Below are 16504 nucleotides of genomic sequence, written 5' to 3'. Positions count from 1 at the left end.
CCTCGTGATAAAATGCAGCTCGTTGGTTCCCAGTGCCGATTTCGGCAATTCTCTGGTGGCAGCCACAAATCCTTGAGTTTATCGCATTTCACCCTTTGCGCTACCCGATCCAGCGGGCACGATCAGCAGCATGACGGTCCACCACATCGTCCCGCCGTACCTGCTCGAACACCTCGAGCGCACCGCGGACGACCCGAACCTGCGCGCCCGCTACCGCCTGACGCTGCAGCACGACGCCGTACTCCGGAGTCGCCCGGCCGCACTCGGGCAGGGCTCCGTCCAGCTCGACGGCATCGTTCCCTCTGAAGGCACTGTTCAGTCCGAAGGCACTGCCCAGCTTGAGGGTGACGGCGCCGGCGCGCGACGGGTCGTCCACGATGCGGAGAACGGCACCACGCTGCCCGGCCCGGTGGTCCGGCGCGAGGGCGAGCCTGCGGTGGCCGATGCGACGGTCAACCAGGCGTACGACGGCACCGGGGCGACCTGGACGATGTTCAAGGAATGCTTCGGGCGGGACTCGGTCGACGGGGCGGGGCTGCCGCTGAGTTCGACGGTGTACTACGACCACGGGTACGCGAACGCGTTCTGGGACGGCGCGCAGCTGGTGTTCGGTGATGGCGATGGGGAGATCTTCGGCGACTTCACCGGCTCGATCGACGTTGTCGGACATGAGTTGACGCATGGCGTTACGCAGTACACGGCCGGCCTGGTCTACGAAGGCCAGTCAGGCGCCCTCAACGAGAGCCTCTCCGACGTCTTCGGCTCCCTCGCCAAACAACACCACCTCGGCCAAACCGCCGCGGAAGCCGACTGGCTGATCGGTGCCGACCTCTTCCGCCCCGGCGTCTCCGCGACCGCCCTCCGCTCGATGAAGGCCCCCGGCACCGCCTACGACGACCCCCGCCTGGGCCGCGACCCCCAACCCGCCCACATGTCGGGTTATGTCGAAACCACCGAAGACAACGGCGGCGTCCACCTGAACTCCGGCATCCCCAACCACGCCTTCTACCTGGTAGCCACTGCCCTGCCCGGCAACGCCTACGACCACGCCGGCCAGATCTGGTACACCACCCTCACCTCCGGCAACCTGACCCCCACCACCACCTTCGCTTCCTTCGCCACCGCCACCCACACCACAGCCATCACCCTCTACGGCCCCACCTCCCCAGAAGCCACCGCCGTACAAACCGCCTGGCAAAACGTAGGCGTCCTCCCCACCACCCCTCAACCCGAAGCAGCCCCCACACCACCAGAATCAGAACCAGACCCCGCACCACCCGAACCCACCGACCTAATCCGAGCCGCCAACACCTCCCTACCCCTAAACCCCCCACCCGCCGCCCCACCCCCACCCACCAACCCCCCACCCTCCGACGCCGCACCGACTGACGCCGCACCGACTGACGCCGCACCGACCGACGCCGCACCGACCGACGCCGCACCGACCGACGCCGCACCCACCAACGCCGCACCCACCAACGCCGCACCGACCGACGCCGCACCACCCCCGCCCGCCGGTCCCACGCCCGCACCGGACCCCGCCTGAGCGCGCTCAAAGAAACAGCATTTCGGCCGGTGGCGACTTGACCTCCGCGGACTGGTCGGCCGCGGAAGCGGACCTCCGCATCGGACGTTGTTTGACCTCAAGCTGACTTGAAGTTCTACCGTCGGCGGGGTGACTGTGCATCCGCTCCGCCTCGCCCTGCTCGTGCGGAATTCCGAGCCGGGCAAGTTCGGCACCGTGCTGGCCGACTGGTTCGCGCGGGAGGTAGAGAGCAGAGACGACTTCAAGCTCGACCTGATCGACCTCAGTCGCACACCAACAGCCGACCTACCCGCCCGGATCGACGACGCCGACGCGATCGTGATCGTCTCCCCGGAGTACAACCACGGCTACCCAGGTGACCTCAAGACGGCGATCGACGCCGTACGCCGCCCCTGGTACGCGAAACCAGTCGCCTTCCTCGTGTACGGCGGCCGCTCCGGCGGACTCCGCGCGGCCGAGCAACTCCGCCAGGTCTTCGGCGAACTCCACGCCGTCACCATCCGCGAAACCCTCAGCTTCCACCAGCCCACCGACCCCTTCACCCCCGCAGCAGCCGCCACCCTCCTCACCCAACTCGCCTGGTGGTCCCGCCCCCTCCGCGAAGCCCGCACCACCACCCCCTACCCCGCCTGACCCATCCCGCACGACGGCGAGCCACCAACTCGCAGTACCAACTGCCCCGCCCGGTACGCCGAACCGGCCCCAACCCGTCGTACCGGCATCTTTGTGCTCCACCTGAGCGAATCCACCCGCACCGAAACGCTGAGGCGGAGCACCAAGTTGGCTGCTCAGCGGAATAGCTCGCCGCGAGTGGCGGTTACCGTTGAACGTGACTGCTGAGCCGATGCCCCTGTCCGTGCTCGACCTCTCGCCGGTACCGTCGGGCACCCGCCCGTCCGAGGCGCTGCACGAGACCCTCGAGCTCGCGAGAAGTGCGGAGGCGGCCGGCTACCACCGGTACTGGCTGGCCGAGCACCACAACATCCCCAGCGTCGTGAGCACCAGCCCTGAGGTGATGATCGCGGCCGTCGCCGCCGCGACCTCCTCGATCCGGGTCGGCTCCGGCGGCATCATGCTGCCGAACCACTCACCCCTGAAGGTCGCCGAGAGCTTCCGCGTACTCGGCGGGCTCTACCCCGGCCGCATCGACCTCGGCATCGGCCGCGCCCCCGGTACCGACCAGCGCACCGCACTGGCCCTCCGCCGCAGCCGCGAGGCCCTGGCCGCCGACGACTTCCTCGACCAGTACACCGAGCTGCGCGCGTACGCCGAAGGCTTCCCCGCCGGCCACCCCTTCGCCCCCATCTCAGCGCAGCCGGACGACATCCCGCTGCCGCCTGTCTGGGTGCTCGGCTCCAGCGCGTACGGCGGTCAGGCGGCCGCCGCCCTCGGCACCGGCTTCGCCTACGCCGGCCACTTCGGCACCCTCGACCCAGCCGGCGTCATCGGCTCGTACCGCGAGCTCTTCCAGCCCAGCCCCGAGCAGCCGAAGCCGCACGCGATCCTGGCCCTAGCCGCGATCGTCGCCGAAACCGAAGAGCGCGCCCAGCAACTGAGCCTGGCAAACCAACTCTCCATGCTCCGTCTCCGCTCAGGCCGCCCCAGCCCGCTCCCGTCACCCGAAGAAGCCGCCGCCTACCCCTGGTCCGACGGCGAACGCGCAGCCGTCGAGGAGTGGGCCGGCCTGGTCTCCGTAGGCACCCCCGACCAGGTAGCCGCAGACCTCACCAGCCGAGCCACCTCAGCCGGCGCCGACGAACTCATCATCACCACAAACATCCACAGCCCCGCCGAACGCCGCCACTCCTACGACCTACTAGCCACAGCCTGGGGCCTGAAGCCGCGCTGACTGCTGCGCCGCATCGCCGTGGCCGCGCAGTGTCTTTCCAACTTGAGCGTATCCGCCGAACCACCGACTCGGCCGGAGTTATCCACAGGTCAGGTTGGGGTGCCGCGGACGTGTTCGAAGATGAGGCTGGTTTCGGCGTGGATCACCGCAGGATCTGCGGTGAGGTGGTCGAGGACGAAATCGCGGAGGGCGTCGGGGTTCTCGGCCGACACGTGCAGTAGGTAGTCGTTGGCGCCGCTGACGTGGAAGAGCGCCAGTACGCCGGGGAGGCGCGGGGCCGCCGCGCGGAAGCGGTCGATGTCGTCGCGGGAGTGGGCGCCGATCCGGATCGCCACCAGCGCCTGAAGCGGTCGCCCGAGCGCCGCCAGGTCGACATCCGCGTGGAAACCGCGGATCACGCCGCGTTCGCGCAGGGAGCGCACGCGGGTCAGACAGGTCGACGGCGCGATGCCGGTCGCCTCGGCGAGTGCGTTGTTCGGCATCCGGCCGTCGGCCGTCAGCAGCCGGACCAGCTCCCGATCGACCTCGTCGAGCGCAGCGGGCACCGGCCGGGGGGCCGGTCCAGGCGTCCGACGATCCTTCGGCATGCCTCCACTGTAAGACCCATCCACAGAATCCACAGCGTGTGGACAAGCCTGTGGACGAATTTTATTCGGAACTATTGCCCAGATCTGCAGAAGATTCCATCCTCAGCCTCACCATCCCCGAGGAGGCCCCCATGACTCAGCTGGACACCCGCTCCGTACACGCCGGCCGCGACGACCTCACCGCGCTCGGCGTCCACGTCCCCCCGATCGACCTCTCCACCACCTACCCGCTGCCCGACGTCGCGAGCGGCGGAGCCTCGTACGACGCCCTGGCGCTCGGCAACGGCCCCGACGGCGGCAGCCTCGTCTACCAGCGACTGTGGAACCCGAATGTCGCCCGCTTCGAGCAGGCCCTCGCAGAGCTCGAGTACTGCGAAGGCGCAGTCGCCTTCGGCTCAGGCATGGCGGCCCTGTCCGCCGCACTGCTTGCTACCGTCGTCGCGGGCCGCCCGCATGTCGTCGCCGTCCGCCCGCTCTACGGCGGCTCGGACCACCTGTTGTCCACAGGCCTACTCGGTACGACGGTGAGCTGGGTGACTCCCACTGGTATCGCCGACGCCATCCGCCCCGACACCGGACTCGTCCTGGTCGAGACGCCCGCCAACCCCACGGTGGAGCTGGTGGACATCGCCGCTGCCGTCCGCCAGGCCAACGGCGTACCGGTGCTTGTGGATAACACCTTCGCGACGCCAGTACTCCAGCAACCCGCCCAGCACGGCGCGACTCTGGTGCTGCACTCGGCAACGAAGTACCTGGGCGGCCACGGTGACGTCATGGGTGGAGTAGTCGCAGCCAACACCGAGTGGACCGCCAAGCTCCGCCAGGTCCGGGCGCTGACCGGTGGCCTGTTGCACCCGCTTGCGGCGTACGAACTGCACAGGGGACTGCAGACCCTGCCGGTACGAGTCCGGGCGCAGCAGTCCTCGGCGGAGAAGGTCGCTGACTGGCTGAGCACCCACCCGGCTGTGGATAACGTCTACTACCCCGGCCTGCCCGAGTGCGACCCTCTAGGCCTGATCGGCCGTCAGCAATCCGGCCCCGGCGCCGTCTTAGCCTTCACCACCACCGGCGGCTACGAGGCGGCCGCCCGAGTAGCAACCTCACTCCACCTCATCACCCACGCAGTCTCCCTAGGCGGAGTCGACACCCTCATCCAGCACCCCGCAGGCCTGACCCACCGCCTGGTAGACGACTCCGCCAAACCCCACAACAACCTCCTCCGCCTAAGCATCGGCCTCGAATCCCCCGAAGACCTGACCGCCGACCTGACCCAAGCCCTGAGCTGAACCCCACGACCTTGAGCACCGGGCAGTCGCCGTCTTGCCGATCCGGCGACTGGCGGGTGCTCAAAGTGGACGAATCAGGCCGGTACGGCGACGGGGCGCTCGAGGACCTTGTCGATGATTCCGTAGGCGAGGGCCTGCTCAGGCGTGAACCAGCGGTCGCGGTCGGAGTCCTCCTCGATCCGTTCCACCGGCTGCCCGGTCCGCACACTCAGCAACCTGGCCAGGTCCTTCTTCGCCAGTACCGACTGCTCCGCCTGGATCTTGATGTCCGTCGCCGTCCCGCCCATCCCGCCGGTCGGCTGGTGCATCATGATCCGGGCGTGCGGCAGTGAGTACCGCTTACCTTCCGCCCCACAAGCCAGCAACACCTGACCCATCGACGCGACCAGCCCCATCGCGTACGTCGCCACGTCGTTGCTGATGAAGTTCATCGTGTCGTAGATCGCCAGCCCGGCCGACACGGATCCGCCGGGCGAGTTGATGTAGAGCGAGATGTCCGCCTTCGGATCCTCGGCGTTCAGCAGGATCAGCTGGGCGCACAGCGCGTTCGCGTTCTCGTCCTTGATCTCGTCGCCGAGTACGACGATGCGCTGCCAGAGCAGGCGCTGGTAGATGTGGTTGTCGAGGGCATTCGGTGCAGTGGTCTCGCTCATGTGATCCAGCGTCGCCGCCCCGCGCGCCGGAGTCCCAGGAATCTGCCCATGGCAGATCTGCCCACCGCAGACCTGTCCGGGGTGGCACACTCGACCTAAGGACACCGGAGCAGGGGAGGACCCAGACGTGTTGCTACGCCAGGTGATCGGAAACGTCTTCCGCCGGCTGCGGCGCGAGCGGGGGATCACCCTGCGCGAGCTCGCCGAGCAGGCCCAGGTCTCGGTGCCGTACCTGTCCGAGATCGAGCGCGGCCGCAAGGAGCCCTCCTCGGAGATCCTCGCCGCGATCTGCCGGGCCTTGGACCTGGAGCTCGCAGACCTGCTGGCCGAGGTGCAGTTCGACCTAGCCACCGCCGTCCGCGCCACCTTGCCCGTACGCCTCCAGACCAGCTCGATCCGCGTGACCGAGTCGGCTCCCCAACGCGTGGTCTCCTCCCCGAACGCCTACTCGACCTCAGCCCAAGCCTTCGCCCTGGTTGCCTAGTCAGTGCTCTGGCACAGCAACCCGTCAGCAAGGACCTGGCGTACTACGGCTGCGCCCGCAGACGTACTCACTTTCCACCGGAGCCTCGCCGGCTACCGCCCGACCCCGCTGACCGCAGTACCAGCCCTGGCCGCTGAGCTGGGTCTCGCTGAAGTCCTGGTCAAGGACGAGTCGCAGCGACTCGGCCTGCCCGCGTTCAAGGCGCTCGGAGCCTGGTGGGCCATCCACCGTGCCCTGCAGGACCACCCGTCGACGACAGAGCTCGTCACTGCGACCGACGGCAACCACGGTCGAGCGGTAGCCCGGATGGCCAGCACACTCGGCCTCAAGGCTCACGTGTTCATCCCAGCCGTGGTCAGCGAGCGCGCCATCGACGCCATCCGCTCCGAGGGCGGCATCGTGACCATCATTGACGACTCGTACGACGCCGCCCTGGCCGCTGCAGCCAATGACGCGACAGGGGAGAGGCTGCTGATCCAGGACTCGGCCTGGCCCGGGTACGAGGTCATCCCGCAGCACATCGTCGACGGGTACTCGACGCTGTTCCGTGAGATCGACATCGAGCCCGACCTGGTCGTAGTACCGATGGGTGTGGGCTCTATTGCTCAGGCTGCCGTCACTCACTACCGCAGTGGGTCGGTGACTCCGGCACTGCTCGGTGTCGAGCCGGCGAGCGCCGCCTGTGTCACCACAAGCTTGCGAGCCGGAGAGCTGCTCACTGTGCCCACGGGCAAGACGGTGATGGCAGGCCTGAACTGCGGTACGCCGTCAAGCCTCGCCTGGCCGGTACTGCAGGCCGGGCTGGACGCAGCGGTCACAGTGGAGGAGCACGAGGCGACCCGTGCCGTCCAGGACCTCGGCAGAGCGGGGATCTCGTCGGGTGCCAGCGGAGCCGCCACCCTGGCCGGCCTGCGAGCTGCGCGCGACCTGCTGCCGTTGACCGCGTCCAGCACGGTCGTGTTGATCAGTACGGAGGCTGCACTGTGATCGACTACCAGGTCCGCTTCGCAGTCGACGACACTGCGCTGTCCACCCTGCATGCGCTCGCCTTCGAGTCCCCGGTCGAGGTACAGCCATGGGCCGCGCGACTGGACCGGCACGCGCTCACCTGGGTCGGTGCCTTCAGCAATGATCAGCTCGTCGGGTTCGTGCAGGTCTGCTGGGACGGCGGCGCGCATGCCTTCGTACTCGACACCGCCGTCCACCCGTCATACGGGCGGCAAGGCATCGGCAAGGAGCTGGTTCGCCTGGCCGCGGAGGAGTCGAAGGCAGCTGGTTGCGAGTGGCTGCACGTCGACTACGAGCCACATCTCGTGGACTTCTACGTCAAGGCGTGCGGGTTCTCGCCCACCGAGGCGGCTCTGCTCAGGCTTCGTTGAGTACTGCCGTCAGCCGCTCCGTCGACACGCAGGAGATGAGGCAGCGTTCCTTGGCGTCTCCGAGCAGTCGCGCGGTCCATGGGGTGAAGCCGCCGTCGCCCAGGTCGGCACCAGGGAGGGCGATGCCGAGCGCAGTACCGGAGTAGTAGCCGGATCCCTTGTCCCGTTGAGGATCCTCGGCGAACTCCACCTTCAGCGCAGGCCGCACGGTGTCATCGATCCGCTCCCGTACTGCGGTCCGCTCGAACGTCGTGAACGTCAACTGCGCCTGATCACCCAGTACGTCGTGCCAGAAGCGCAGGTGGTCGACCAGCATCTCCGCCTCGATCCGCCCCGACCCGGTGTCCCGTGCGCTCGACACCAGCGCGAACAACTGGAAGTGCGCGAACAGCCCCGGCCCGTCGACCAGCTGTGCGCGAACCACCCGCTGACAAGTGGCAAGGTCGACGCGGTCCTGCCCGGCGCGTCGGCGTACCGCAGCCTCGATCGCGAGCTGGTTGGTCGGATCGCTCGCGACCTCGGTGCTGCGCATCGTGCTGACGACCATGTTCTGGTGAATGGTCGCCACCGCCGAGCACGTCCCGAGCGGCGTCAGAGGCGACAACTCCACACCCGTGAACCGCTCCGGCAGCCGCTCCCACAGCATCGCCTGCGTCCTCACGAGTGCGCGGGGATCAACGACCGACGGCCGTACGAACCGGTCCTCGCGCCACCGCTGCACCAACCTCGCCGGCGTCACCGCGGCCGCCCGTTCGCGACTGACCTCGAGCAACGCGGTCTGCAGCTCGGACGGACTGAGCCCGCGCGTCAGCGCCTCCCGCGCTCCGTCGGGGACCTTCCGCCAGACCCGCTCGCCTACGTCAGCCATCCCCAAAGCCTGCCGGACCGGGGTGCGAAACGCTTCTCAATTTCGCTCTGTACCAACTAGTATGTACGACATGTACGCGATGCAGTACGAGCTGAATCTGCCGACGGACTACGACATGGGGATCATCCGGCGCCGCGTCGAGACGCTGGGGGACCGGACGGACGACTTCGAGGGGCTGGGGATCAAGGCGTACCTGGTGCAGGACCAGGCCAACGGGGCGATCGTGAACCTGTACGCGCCGTTCTACCTGTGGAACGACGTGGCGGGGATGGGCCGATTCCTGTGGGGTGGCGGGTTCTTCAGCGGGATCTGCCAGTCGTTCGGGCGGCCGAGTGTGCGGCACTGGACCGGTGCTGTGGCTAAGGCCGGCGGTGATGTGGACCAGCCGGCGGTGGGCGCGACGAAGAACGTGTGGAAGTTGCCGGCGGAGGTCGACCCGGCTGAGCCGGTGGCCGAGGCGATGGCCGCGTTGCAGCAGACCGTCGAGCTGCCCGGTGTCCACAGCTCGGCGATCGCTGTGGATCCTGAGCGGTGGGAGGTGGTGCACTTCACCTTGTGGAGTGGCGAGCCGGGGATCGTGCCGGGGACGCGGTACCAGTTCTGCACTTATCCACACCTGGAACAAAGGAGCTGTTCGGGTAGCGGGTTGGCGGATATCTTCTTTGGTATGAACTACTCAGCGCCGCACCTTTGACAATCCAGCCGCCAACCCAACGCTGTCCCGCGCAGTCTGTCTGCGCGGATCGTCGCCTTCGAGGCGCTGCAGGACTTCATCCCGCTGTATCCGGTGTATCAGTTGCTGTTCACCGATCACGGGCTCTCGGCGACGGAGGTCTCGTCGCTGTTCATCATCTGGTCGACGACCGCTTTCCTGCTCGAGGTGCCGTCCGGCGCCTGGGCGGATGTCTTCTCCCGACGCAAACTGCTGGTGTTCGGCACGCTCGTTCGCGGTCTGGGCTTCGCAGGCTGGATCATCATCCCCTCGTACGCCGGGTTCGCGCTCGGCTTCGTGTTGTGGGGGATCAGCTCCGCGCTGATCTCGGGCACCTTCGAAGCCCTCGTGTACGACGAACTCGCTGCGCGTGGGGCCGCCAACCGGTACGCCGGGCTGATCGGTCGGTCGAAGTCGGCCGCGTTGGTACTGAACCTCGCTGCGACTGCCTTGGCCGCACCGCTGTTCAAGCTCGGCGGCTACCCGTTGCTGGGCCTCATCAGCGTCTGCAGCTGCCTCGTCCAGGCAGCCGTAGCCCTGTCCCTACCTGAGGCGACCCCTGTCGCCACAGCCGACGAGACAAAGGAGGCACAAGCAGAAAGCTTGAGTGTGCTTGGGCGGTACCTGTTGATGTTGCGGGCTGGCCTGTCCGAGGTGACGACCAGTCGGGTCGTTCGGCAAGCTGTTCTGCTGGTCGCGCTGCTCGGTGGATTCCTGGCTTTCGACGAGTACTTCCCGTTGCTGGCAAGGGGAATCGGCGCTTCGACTGCGCTCGTGCCGTTGCTGATCGCCGGCACGGTTGCCGCTCAGGCGATCGGCGGTGCGCTCGCGGGTCCGGCGTACCGGATGCGGGGATGGGTGCTCGGCGTCGGGCTGGCGTTGTCGGCCGGGTTGCTGGCGTGGGGTGCGTTGAGCGGGACGGCTGTCGGGTTCGTGCCGATCGCGCTCGGGTACGGCGCGATGCAGCTCGTGATCATCGTCGCCGAGGCGCGCTTGCAGGACGCCATCACAGGTCCGGCACGGGCGACGGTGACCTCGGTGTCGGGCTTGTTCGCCGAGGTCTTCGCTGTCTTGGTCTACGCGGGATTCGCGCTGGGAGCGGTCTGGTTCGCGCTGCCGGTGCTGGTGGCCGGTCTGACCATCCCGTTGTTCCTGACTGCCCTGATCACGCCGGCCGCTCTGCCGCCGCCGGCTTCACAACAAGAGGAAGAATGATGGTTGGTCCACCTCTGCCTGATCAGAATCCCAGTGGCCTCACAGGCTCAGCAGGGTGTCGAGGGACGAGGCGACCCGGTTCACGAAGGCGGTTCGGTGCTCGTCGGTGGTCGAAGCCAATGAGAGGAAGGGGTTGAGGTCCTCGAGCTCGACCAGCAGCAGCTCGCCGGCACCGGTCGCGGCGGTGGTACGGGTCCGGCAGGCGTCGACGCGCTGGATGCCGTGGTCGATCGTGTTCCAGTCGACGAAGCGCTGGGCGAAGGCGAGGTCGTCCTCGGTGGGGTGGTAGGGCTCGAGCTCCCAACGGTGCTGGGGATCCGGGGTGTACAGCGCGTACTGGAAGTCGCGATCGACGAAGTAGAAGGACACCTCGTACCGGAAATCGACCAACGGCTGCGCGAGCATCCCATCGAGAGACAGGTTGCTCAGCTCGTCGCGGGAGACCTTGCGCAGCCCGATCGAGTCCGAACCAAGCTTCGGCTTCACCAGATAACCGGCCGACTCCGGCAACGTGGACGGATCGCTGTCGGTCGTCGGGATCACCGGGTAGCCGGCGTCGCTCAACTCCACCAGATACTGCTTGCCGACCATGTCGGCCTACCGCTGAGCTGGTTGAACACCCGCGTTCCCCGTGCGATCGCCGCCGCCCGGAACTCGTCGTACTCCGCCTGGAAGTGCAGCACCGGCCCGCTGTTCCGCACGATCACCGCGTCGAACCGGTCCATCAATCCGACCGCATCCAACGGATGACACAACGCCAGATCGAAGTGCTCCCGCAGTTCCCGGGTGAGATAGGCGTCCTCATCCCCGTACCGCCGACCACGAGCCGGATACGTCAAATCGCTGACATACAAAACCTTCGCACGCATCAAAACCTCCGAGCGGTGGGGTCCCCCGAGTATCAGCGCCCTCAACTCCACCCATCCCACCTTTCCCGCCCCTTGGACCACCCCACCCAAAGAATCCCCACGCCGGCGCTCTGCTCGCACCTTCTTCGCTCACCCGCGCTGTGCTCCCACCCGCCCAACGCGCCGGCTCCTGCGTCGCCGGCTTGGCAAAGGCGTTGGCTGCGGCGGCCCGTCTCGCGTCGTCGTCTCGTCGGGTCGGATCGGTGGGGCTGGCCCGTCGGCTGCGACGGCTGCTGTTGGCGGGTTGGCCAGGGGTTGGTGTCTTGCGAAGGATCCCCACGCCGGCGCTCTGCTCGCTCCTTCGTCGCTCACCCGCGCTGTGCTCCCACCCGCCCAATGCGCCGGCTCCTGCGTCGCCGGCTTGGCGAAGGCGTTCGCTCCGGCGGGCCTTCTGGCATCGTCACGTCGGTGGGACTGGTCGGGTCGACCCGTTGGCCGCGTCGGTTGTTGTTGGCGGGCTGGCCAGGTGGTGATGTGTTGGGGAGGATCCCTGTGCTGACGTGGTAGTCGCGCCGGGTCGGCGCTTTGTTGCTCTGCCGGCGATGGGCGAGGCGAGCTGACGTGTGGGTTGTCTTGTCCGTTGGTTGGTGGGCTGAGCCGGTCCGGTGGGGGACAGCAGGTCGTTGGAGGTGTCGTGTTCTTACAAGCAGCCTGGGAGTGGGTGGAGTTAGGGTTCCTCGCATGGCTGAGGACTTGGCGGCGGTGGCTGGGGTGCGGGAGACGGTGGCGGCGTTCAGTATTGACCTGCAGCCGGGGGAATCGTTGCTGGAGGCAACTGCGCGGTTCGACTTCAGCAAGGTGTGGACTGGCGGGATGGACGGGAGCAGTACCGGGTTCATGTTGTCGGCGGGTGATCCGGCGGCGGGTAAGGCGGGATATGTCGCCCTTGAGTTGTTTCAGGGGACCCTCGACGGACGGGCCGGGGCGGTCGTGCTTCAGCAGTACGGCACGATGGATGGGGAAACGACCCTGTACTACGAATTCGCACCGGGCTCCGGCACCGGTCAACTGGCCGGCATCAGCGGCACTCTTGAGATCGACACGTCAGGCGGAGGCCATGACGTCCGCGTGCACTACCGGTTGAGCTGAGCGGCTCACAACCCGAAGCGGGTGGTGATGCCGTCGACGAGGACGGCGATTCCCGTGGTGAAGCCGGTGTTGAAGTCGTACGCCAGACCCTCCGTGCCCAGTTCGGTGACTACCCGGGCCAGCGTTGGTGCCTTGCCGGGAGCAAGGGCGTTGACTCGGGTGAGCAGGTCGGGTGCGAGGTCGAAGGTTTCGGCGCGGACCGATGTCTCGCCGAGGCTGAAGCCGTGGATGAAGTCGATGATCGTGTTGACGGCCTCGAAGATCTGCCGTGGTTCGGCGCCTGCCCGGTCGAGGGCTCGGTAGAACGGTTCGACCGTGACCACGACGACCTCGGAGACCGCTGACGTGTCCGAGAGGATCTGCAGGGCGAGATTCGGATGGGCGCGCAGAGCATCGCGGTAGGCGGCGGCCGCGGCTTTCAACTCGTCCTGCCACGGCGCGCTGTCGTCCGGCGGGGTGGACTCCAACTGGGCGAAGACGAGTTCAGCGAGCCCGGCGAAGACGGCGGCCTTGTTCGGCAGGTGGTGGTAGATCGACATCGGGTTCACGCCGAGCGTCGAGGCGAGCCGGCGCATCGTCATCGCGTCCAGCCCCTCGGTGTCGACGATGCGCAGCGCCGCTTCGAGGATGGCCTCCCGGCTGAGCCGCTCTTCCCCCGCCCGTGGCCGTCCCGAGCGGCCCGGAAGTGGCTTGCCAGCATTAACCATACGTCGTATGGTACTAAACCATACATCGTATGGCTGCACCGGGAGGCAACAGATGAGCTTGGCGGGCAAGGTGGCGTTGGTGGCCGGCGGGACGCGAGCGGCGGGGCGGGGGATCGCGGTCCAGCTCGGCGCGGCCGGCGCGACCGTCTACGTGACGGGCCGGTCCACCCGAGCGCAGCGCTCGGAGATGAATCGTCCCGAGACGATCGAGGAGACCGCCGAGCTCGTCGACGCGGCGGGCGGTCGCGGGATCGCGGTACAGGTCGATCACACCGATCCGCAGCAGGTGAAAAAACTCGTCGAGCAGATCGAGGCCGAGCAGGGCGCGTTGCACATCCTCGTGAACGACATCTGGGGCCAGACCGGCGAACCGAACTGGGACAAGACCGTCTGGGAGTCGCAGCTCGACGACGGGCTCAAGCTGTTCCGGCTCGGGGTCGAGACGCACGCGATCACCAGCCACTTCGCGTTGCCGTTGCTGATCAGGTCGCCCGGCGGCCTGGTGGTCGAGATGACCGACGGAACGGACGAGTACAACGCGACCAACTACCGTGCCTCGTTCTTCTACGACGTCGCCAAGGGCGCGGTCAGCCGGATGGCGTTCGCGCTGGCGCATGACCTGGAGAAGTACGACACGACCTCGGTCCTGCTCACCCCCGGCTGGCTCCGTTCCGAGGCGATGCTCGATGGCTTCGGCGTCACCGAGGAGAACTGGCGCGACGCGACCGAACGCATCCCGCATTTCGCGATCTCGGAGAGTCCCTCGTACGTCGGACGCGCAGTGGCCGCACTGGCCGCCGACCCCGACGTCTCCCGGTACCATGGCAAGTCACTGTCCAGCGGCGAACTGGCCAAGGTCTACGGCTTCACCGACCTCGACGGCAGCCAGCCAGACGCCTGGCGCTACATCGTCGAGGTGGAATCCCAGGGCAAGCCCGCCGACACCACTGGCTACCGTTGACCGCTAGAGCTTGTACGGCGGGCACAGACCCTTGCCGGAATCCCTAGCAGGCAAAGGAATCCCGGACGAGTCCAACGCCGTGTGAGGATGCGCAGCAGCAATCGGTACTCCCGTAGCCGCCGCCAACGCGAGTACTGACCGCCGCGACGTCACCGCAACCGCCGGGTCCGTCTCGTACACATAAGTCAACTCAGGCCACCGCCCCTGCGCCGGATGCACCAGCACGTCGCCCCCGAGCACAGCACGCGATGTCACCACGCACTGATGCCCAGGCGTATGCCCCGGCGTCGGCAACAACCGCACCCCGGCGTCGAGCGACACCTCTCCATCCACAGTCCGCAACTGCCCAGCATCAGCAAGAGGCCGGACCAGCCTCTCGTACGTCGCCGACCCCCGCGCATGCTCCACCTCGGCCTGCTGCACCACATACGTCGCATTCCCAAACCGCGGCACTGTCGAAGCCAGATTCCATCCCGCGTGATCCAGATGAATATGCGTCAACACCACCGTGTCGACCTCCGCAGCCTCCACCCCGGCCGCCTCCAGCAAAGCAGGCAACCGCCCAGCCGTCCCCAACCACTCAGCCGCCGCCTCACCCCCAGCCGGCCCGATCCCCGTATCAACCAGCAAAACACCGGCCGCGGACGTCACCAGATAGCTGTGGAAATGCAGCCACCACCCACCCCCAGCAGCCACATTCCCCGGCGCAGCCGCCGCCGTCCACTCAGCCTCCGAAGCAGACCACCCTGGCAACGCCGTCTCCACCCGCTCCGGAAACACCGCCACCGCATCACACAAGACCGTCACGTCCACGCGGCAGCACCCCCAGAGCTAGTCTCCCAAGCGGCGGGCGAGGTGGACATGGACCTGCGCGTCGAGTTCCACCGTCTCGGGGAGGACTTCGAGCGTCCGGCGAAAGACCTCGTCACGGTCCGCCGGCGAGAGCAGCACGTACGCCGAAACCGTCGACAGCTGTCCGATGTAGTCCTGGGCGCTCAGCATCAGCCGCCGTTCGAGCACCACCTGCCGGACATCGGTGAACCACTCGGAGTGCTGAAGCTCCGTACCGGGCCATTGCATCGGGCGATCCTCAGGCGTCCCATCAGGCGACGGCACACCGTCATCGTCCAGGTACGGCGAACGTGCCGCGCGCGCAGCCTCCTTGAGAGCCGGATCGGCCAACTGGATCGGCACCCCGAACGAGGCGAACACGCCACCCGGCTGGACGAGCGCGGCCATCCGCTCCCACCGGCCCACAGGATTGGTCCAATGGAGCGCGGCAGCCGAATACACCAGCCCGTACGACGAATCCAGCGGCAAGTCCTCGAAAGCGGCTTGCACGGGAGTGACGTTCGCCGGCAGCTGTTTGCGCAACTCCGCGAGCATCGCCGCGTCAGGCTCGGTCGCGGTGACCGCGATCCCGCCCTGCGCGAACAGACGCGTCGCCTTGCCTGTCCCGGCGCCGATCTCTAGAGCGGTCCGGATCGGCTCACCGGCGTACTCGGTCACCAGCTCGAGAAGCTCCACCGGATACCCCGGCCGGAACCGGTCGTACGCCTCCGCCACCGAACCGAAGCTCAAAGCACGCTCAACCATGCCTGGCATCCTGACATCTTCGATGCCCCGAGCGCCTGCCATTTTCGACCAGCTAGCCCACCAGCATCCAGGTCGCCAAGGTGGCCATCAGCAGGGCGATGATGCCGTCCAGGTACTGCCAGGCGCGGGGGCGGGCGAAGATCGGGCCGAGTTTGCGGGCGAAGAAGCCGAGCGTGAAGAACCAGGCGAAGCTGGCGGAGACCGAGCCGAGGCCGTAGATCCAGCGGCCGTCGTCGCCGCGCTGGTTGGCCAGCGAGCCGAGCAGGACGACGGTGTCCAGATAGACGTGCGGGTTGAGATACGTGAACCCGAGGCAGGTCAGGACCACGCTGCGCAAGGCGGTCGGAGCGTGATCGGCGGGGCTGAGCGCCGACGGGTTCAGGGCCCGGCGAGCTGCGATCACGGCGTACGTGAGGAGGAAGAGAGCGCCTCCGTAGCGCGCGATGTGGAGGGCTGCCTGGCTGCTGGTGATCAACGCGCCGAGGCCGGCGATGCCGCTTGAGATGAGCAGGGCGTCGGAGAGCGCGCAGATCAGTACCACCGGCAGTACGTGTTCGCGGCGCAGGCCTTGGCGGAGTACGAAGGCGTTCTGCGCGCCGATCGCGACGATCAGCGACAGCGTGGTGGCGAAGCCGGCAAGCAGGGGCATACGTCGAACGTAGAA

Annotated in this window: 20 protein-coding genes; 11 read left to right on the top strand and 9 right to left on the bottom strand. The window is 67.5% G+C overall.

Translation table 11 applies throughout. The features are described from left to right. Positions 1 to 130: 130 nt before the first annotated feature. The 3 genes from ACIA12_RS19905 to ACIA12_RS19895 all read left to right on the top strand — a co-directional run bounded on the left by ACIA12_RS19905 (position 131) and on the right by ACIA12_RS19895 (position 3395). Positions 131 to 1546, top strand: a complete 1416-nt coding sequence (locus ACIA12_RS19905) for a M4 family metallopeptidase (RefSeq protein WP_396368493.1) — start codon at positions 131 to 133, stop codon at positions 1544 to 1546. Between the two features lie 129 nt (positions 1547 to 1675). Then, positions 1676 to 2179, top strand: a complete 504-nt coding sequence (locus ACIA12_RS19900) for an NAD(P)H-dependent oxidoreductase (RefSeq protein ID WP_396368492.1) — start codon at positions 1676 to 1678, stop codon at positions 2177 to 2179. A 196-nt stretch (positions 2180 to 2375) separates the two neighbouring features. Then, complete coding sequence (locus tag ACIA12_RS19895; RefSeq protein WP_396368491.1) at positions 2376 to 3395, top strand: LLM class flavin-dependent oxidoreductase; 1020 nt, start codon at positions 2376 to 2378, stop codon at positions 3393 to 3395. A gap of 89 nt (positions 3396 to 3484) precedes the next feature. On the opposite strand, the gene ACIA12_RS19890 is transcribed toward ACIA12_RS19895, so the two are convergent. Further along, positions 3485 to 3982: an Lrp/AsnC family transcriptional regulator gene (locus ACIA12_RS19890; protein ID WP_396368490.1), complete on the bottom strand. Its 498-nt coding sequence runs from the start codon at positions 3980 to 3982 to the stop codon at positions 3485 to 3487. Positions 3983 to 4113: 131 nt separating this feature from the next. Here ACIA12_RS19890 and ACIA12_RS19885 point away from each other — a divergent pair, with 131 nt between their 5' ends. Continuing rightward, positions 4114 to 5268 carry a trans-sulfuration enzyme family protein gene (locus tag ACIA12_RS19885; protein ID WP_396368489.1) on the top strand — a complete coding sequence of 385 codons (1155 nt, stop codon included), beginning with the start codon at positions 4114 to 4116 and terminating at the stop codon, positions 5266 to 5268. 74 nt (positions 5269 to 5342) lie between these two features. Here ACIA12_RS19885 and ACIA12_RS19880 read toward each other — a convergent pair whose 3' ends face one another. After that, positions 5343 to 5921 carry a ClpP family protease gene (locus ACIA12_RS19880; protein ID WP_396368488.1) on the bottom strand — a complete coding sequence of 193 codons (579 nt, stop codon included), beginning with the start codon at positions 5919 to 5921 and terminating at the stop codon, positions 5343 to 5345. Positions 5922 to 6048: 127 nt separating this feature from the next. Between ACIA12_RS19880 and ACIA12_RS19875 the strand changes: the two genes are divergently transcribed. The 3 genes from ACIA12_RS19875 to ACIA12_RS19865 are packed head-to-tail and all read left to right on the top strand — an operon-like array spanning position 6049 to position 7784. Then, positions 6049 to 6405, top strand: coding sequence for a helix-turn-helix transcriptional regulator (locus ACIA12_RS19875; protein ID WP_343982119.1), 357 nt, complete (start codon positions 6049 to 6051; stop codon positions 6403 to 6405). Positions 6406 to 6408: 3 nt separating this feature from the next. Beyond that, entirely contained in the window at positions 6409 to 7392 is a 984-nt protein-coding gene (locus ACIA12_RS19870) for a pyridoxal-phosphate dependent enzyme (protein ID WP_396368487.1), read from the top strand. Next, positions 7389 to 7784, top strand: a complete 396-nt coding sequence (locus tag ACIA12_RS19865) for a GNAT family N-acetyltransferase (protein ID WP_396368486.1) — start codon at positions 7389 to 7391, stop codon at positions 7782 to 7784. The genes ACIA12_RS19870 and ACIA12_RS19865 overlap by 4 nt, the downstream gene beginning before the upstream one ends. Here ACIA12_RS19865 and ACIA12_RS19860 read toward each other — a convergent pair. Next, positions 7771 to 8652 carry a hypothetical protein gene (locus ACIA12_RS19860; protein WP_396368485.1) on the bottom strand — a complete coding sequence of 294 codons (882 nt, stop codon included), beginning with the start codon at positions 8650 to 8652 and terminating at the stop codon, positions 7771 to 7773. The two genes, ACIA12_RS19865 and ACIA12_RS19860, sit on opposite strands and share 14 nt — an antisense overlap. A gap of 70 nt (positions 8653 to 8722) precedes the next feature. Between ACIA12_RS19860 and ACIA12_RS19855 the strand changes: the two genes are divergently transcribed. Together ACIA12_RS19855 and ACIA12_RS19850 are read left to right on the top strand one after the other, a co-directional pair. Then, positions 8723 to 9346 (top strand): DUF4865 family protein, encoded by a 624-nt coding sequence (locus ACIA12_RS19855; RefSeq protein WP_396368484.1) that lies wholly within the window; start codon positions 8723 to 8725, stop codon positions 9344 to 9346. A 93-nt stretch (positions 9347 to 9439) separates the two neighbouring features. Further along, positions 9440 to 10579, top strand: a complete 1140-nt coding sequence (locus ACIA12_RS19850) for an MFS transporter (protein ID WP_396368483.1) — start codon at positions 9440 to 9442, stop codon at positions 10577 to 10579. A 39-nt stretch (positions 10580 to 10618) separates the two neighbouring features. On the opposite strand, the gene ACIA12_RS19845 is transcribed toward ACIA12_RS19850, so the two are convergent. Both ACIA12_RS19845 and ACIA12_RS19840 read right to left on the bottom strand, forming a co-directional pair. After that, positions 10619 to 11170 (bottom strand): hypothetical protein, encoded by a 552-nt coding sequence (locus tag ACIA12_RS19845; protein WP_396368482.1) that lies wholly within the window; start codon positions 11168 to 11170, stop codon positions 10619 to 10621. Then, positions 11140 to 11448, bottom strand: a complete 309-nt coding sequence (locus ACIA12_RS19840) for a hypothetical protein (RefSeq protein WP_396368481.1) — start codon at positions 11446 to 11448, stop codon at positions 11140 to 11142. The genes ACIA12_RS19845 and ACIA12_RS19840 overlap by 31 nt, the downstream gene beginning before the upstream one ends. A 720-nt stretch (positions 11449 to 12168) precedes the next feature. Here ACIA12_RS19840 and ACIA12_RS19835 point away from each other — a divergent pair. After that, positions 12169 to 12576, top strand: coding sequence for a DUF3224 domain-containing protein (locus ACIA12_RS19835; RefSeq protein WP_396368480.1), 408 nt, complete (start codon positions 12169 to 12171; stop codon positions 12574 to 12576). Between the two features lie 5 nt (positions 12577 to 12581). Here the strand turns inward: ACIA12_RS19835 and ACIA12_RS19830 are convergent, their stop codons facing one another. After that, positions 12582 to 13283, bottom strand: coding sequence for a TetR/AcrR family transcriptional regulator (locus tag ACIA12_RS19830; RefSeq protein ID WP_396368479.1), 702 nt, complete (start codon positions 13281 to 13283; stop codon positions 12582 to 12584). Between the two features lie 52 nt (positions 13284 to 13335). On the opposite strand from ACIA12_RS19830, the gene ACIA12_RS19825 reads away from it, so the two are divergent. Beyond that, on the top strand, positions 13336 to 14244 hold the full coding sequence (locus tag ACIA12_RS19825) for an SDR family oxidoreductase (RefSeq protein ID WP_396368478.1): 909 nt from the start codon (positions 13336 to 13338) through the stop codon (positions 14242 to 14244). A gap of 3 nt (positions 14245 to 14247) precedes the next feature. Here ACIA12_RS19825 and ACIA12_RS19820 read toward each other — a convergent pair whose 3' ends face one another. The 3 genes from ACIA12_RS19820 to ACIA12_RS19810 are packed head-to-tail and all read right to left on the bottom strand — an operon-like array spanning position 14248 to position 16489. Then, positions 14248 to 15057 (bottom strand): MBL fold metallo-hydrolase, encoded by an 810-nt coding sequence (locus tag ACIA12_RS19820; RefSeq protein ID WP_396368477.1) that lies wholly within the window; start codon positions 15055 to 15057, stop codon positions 14248 to 14250. Between the two features lie 18 nt (positions 15058 to 15075). Then, on the bottom strand, positions 15076 to 15840 hold the full coding sequence (locus ACIA12_RS19815) for a class I SAM-dependent methyltransferase (protein ID WP_396368476.1): 765 nt from the start codon (positions 15838 to 15840) through the stop codon (positions 15076 to 15078). A 52-nt stretch (positions 15841 to 15892) separates the two neighbouring features. Beyond that, entirely contained in the window at positions 15893 to 16489 is a 597-nt protein-coding gene (locus tag ACIA12_RS19810; RefSeq protein ID WP_396368474.1) for a LysE/ArgO family amino acid transporter, read from the bottom strand. Positions 16490 to 16504: the final 15 nt, after the last annotated feature.

This window comes from Kribbella sp. NPDC051620 (assembly GCF_044453825.1).
Taxonomy (GTDB): domain Bacteria; phylum Actinomycetota; class Actinomycetes; order Propionibacteriales; family Kribbellaceae; genus Kribbella.
The sequence above is the reverse complement of the archived record's forward strand: the minus strand, read 5'-3'. Positions and strand labels throughout refer to the sequence as shown.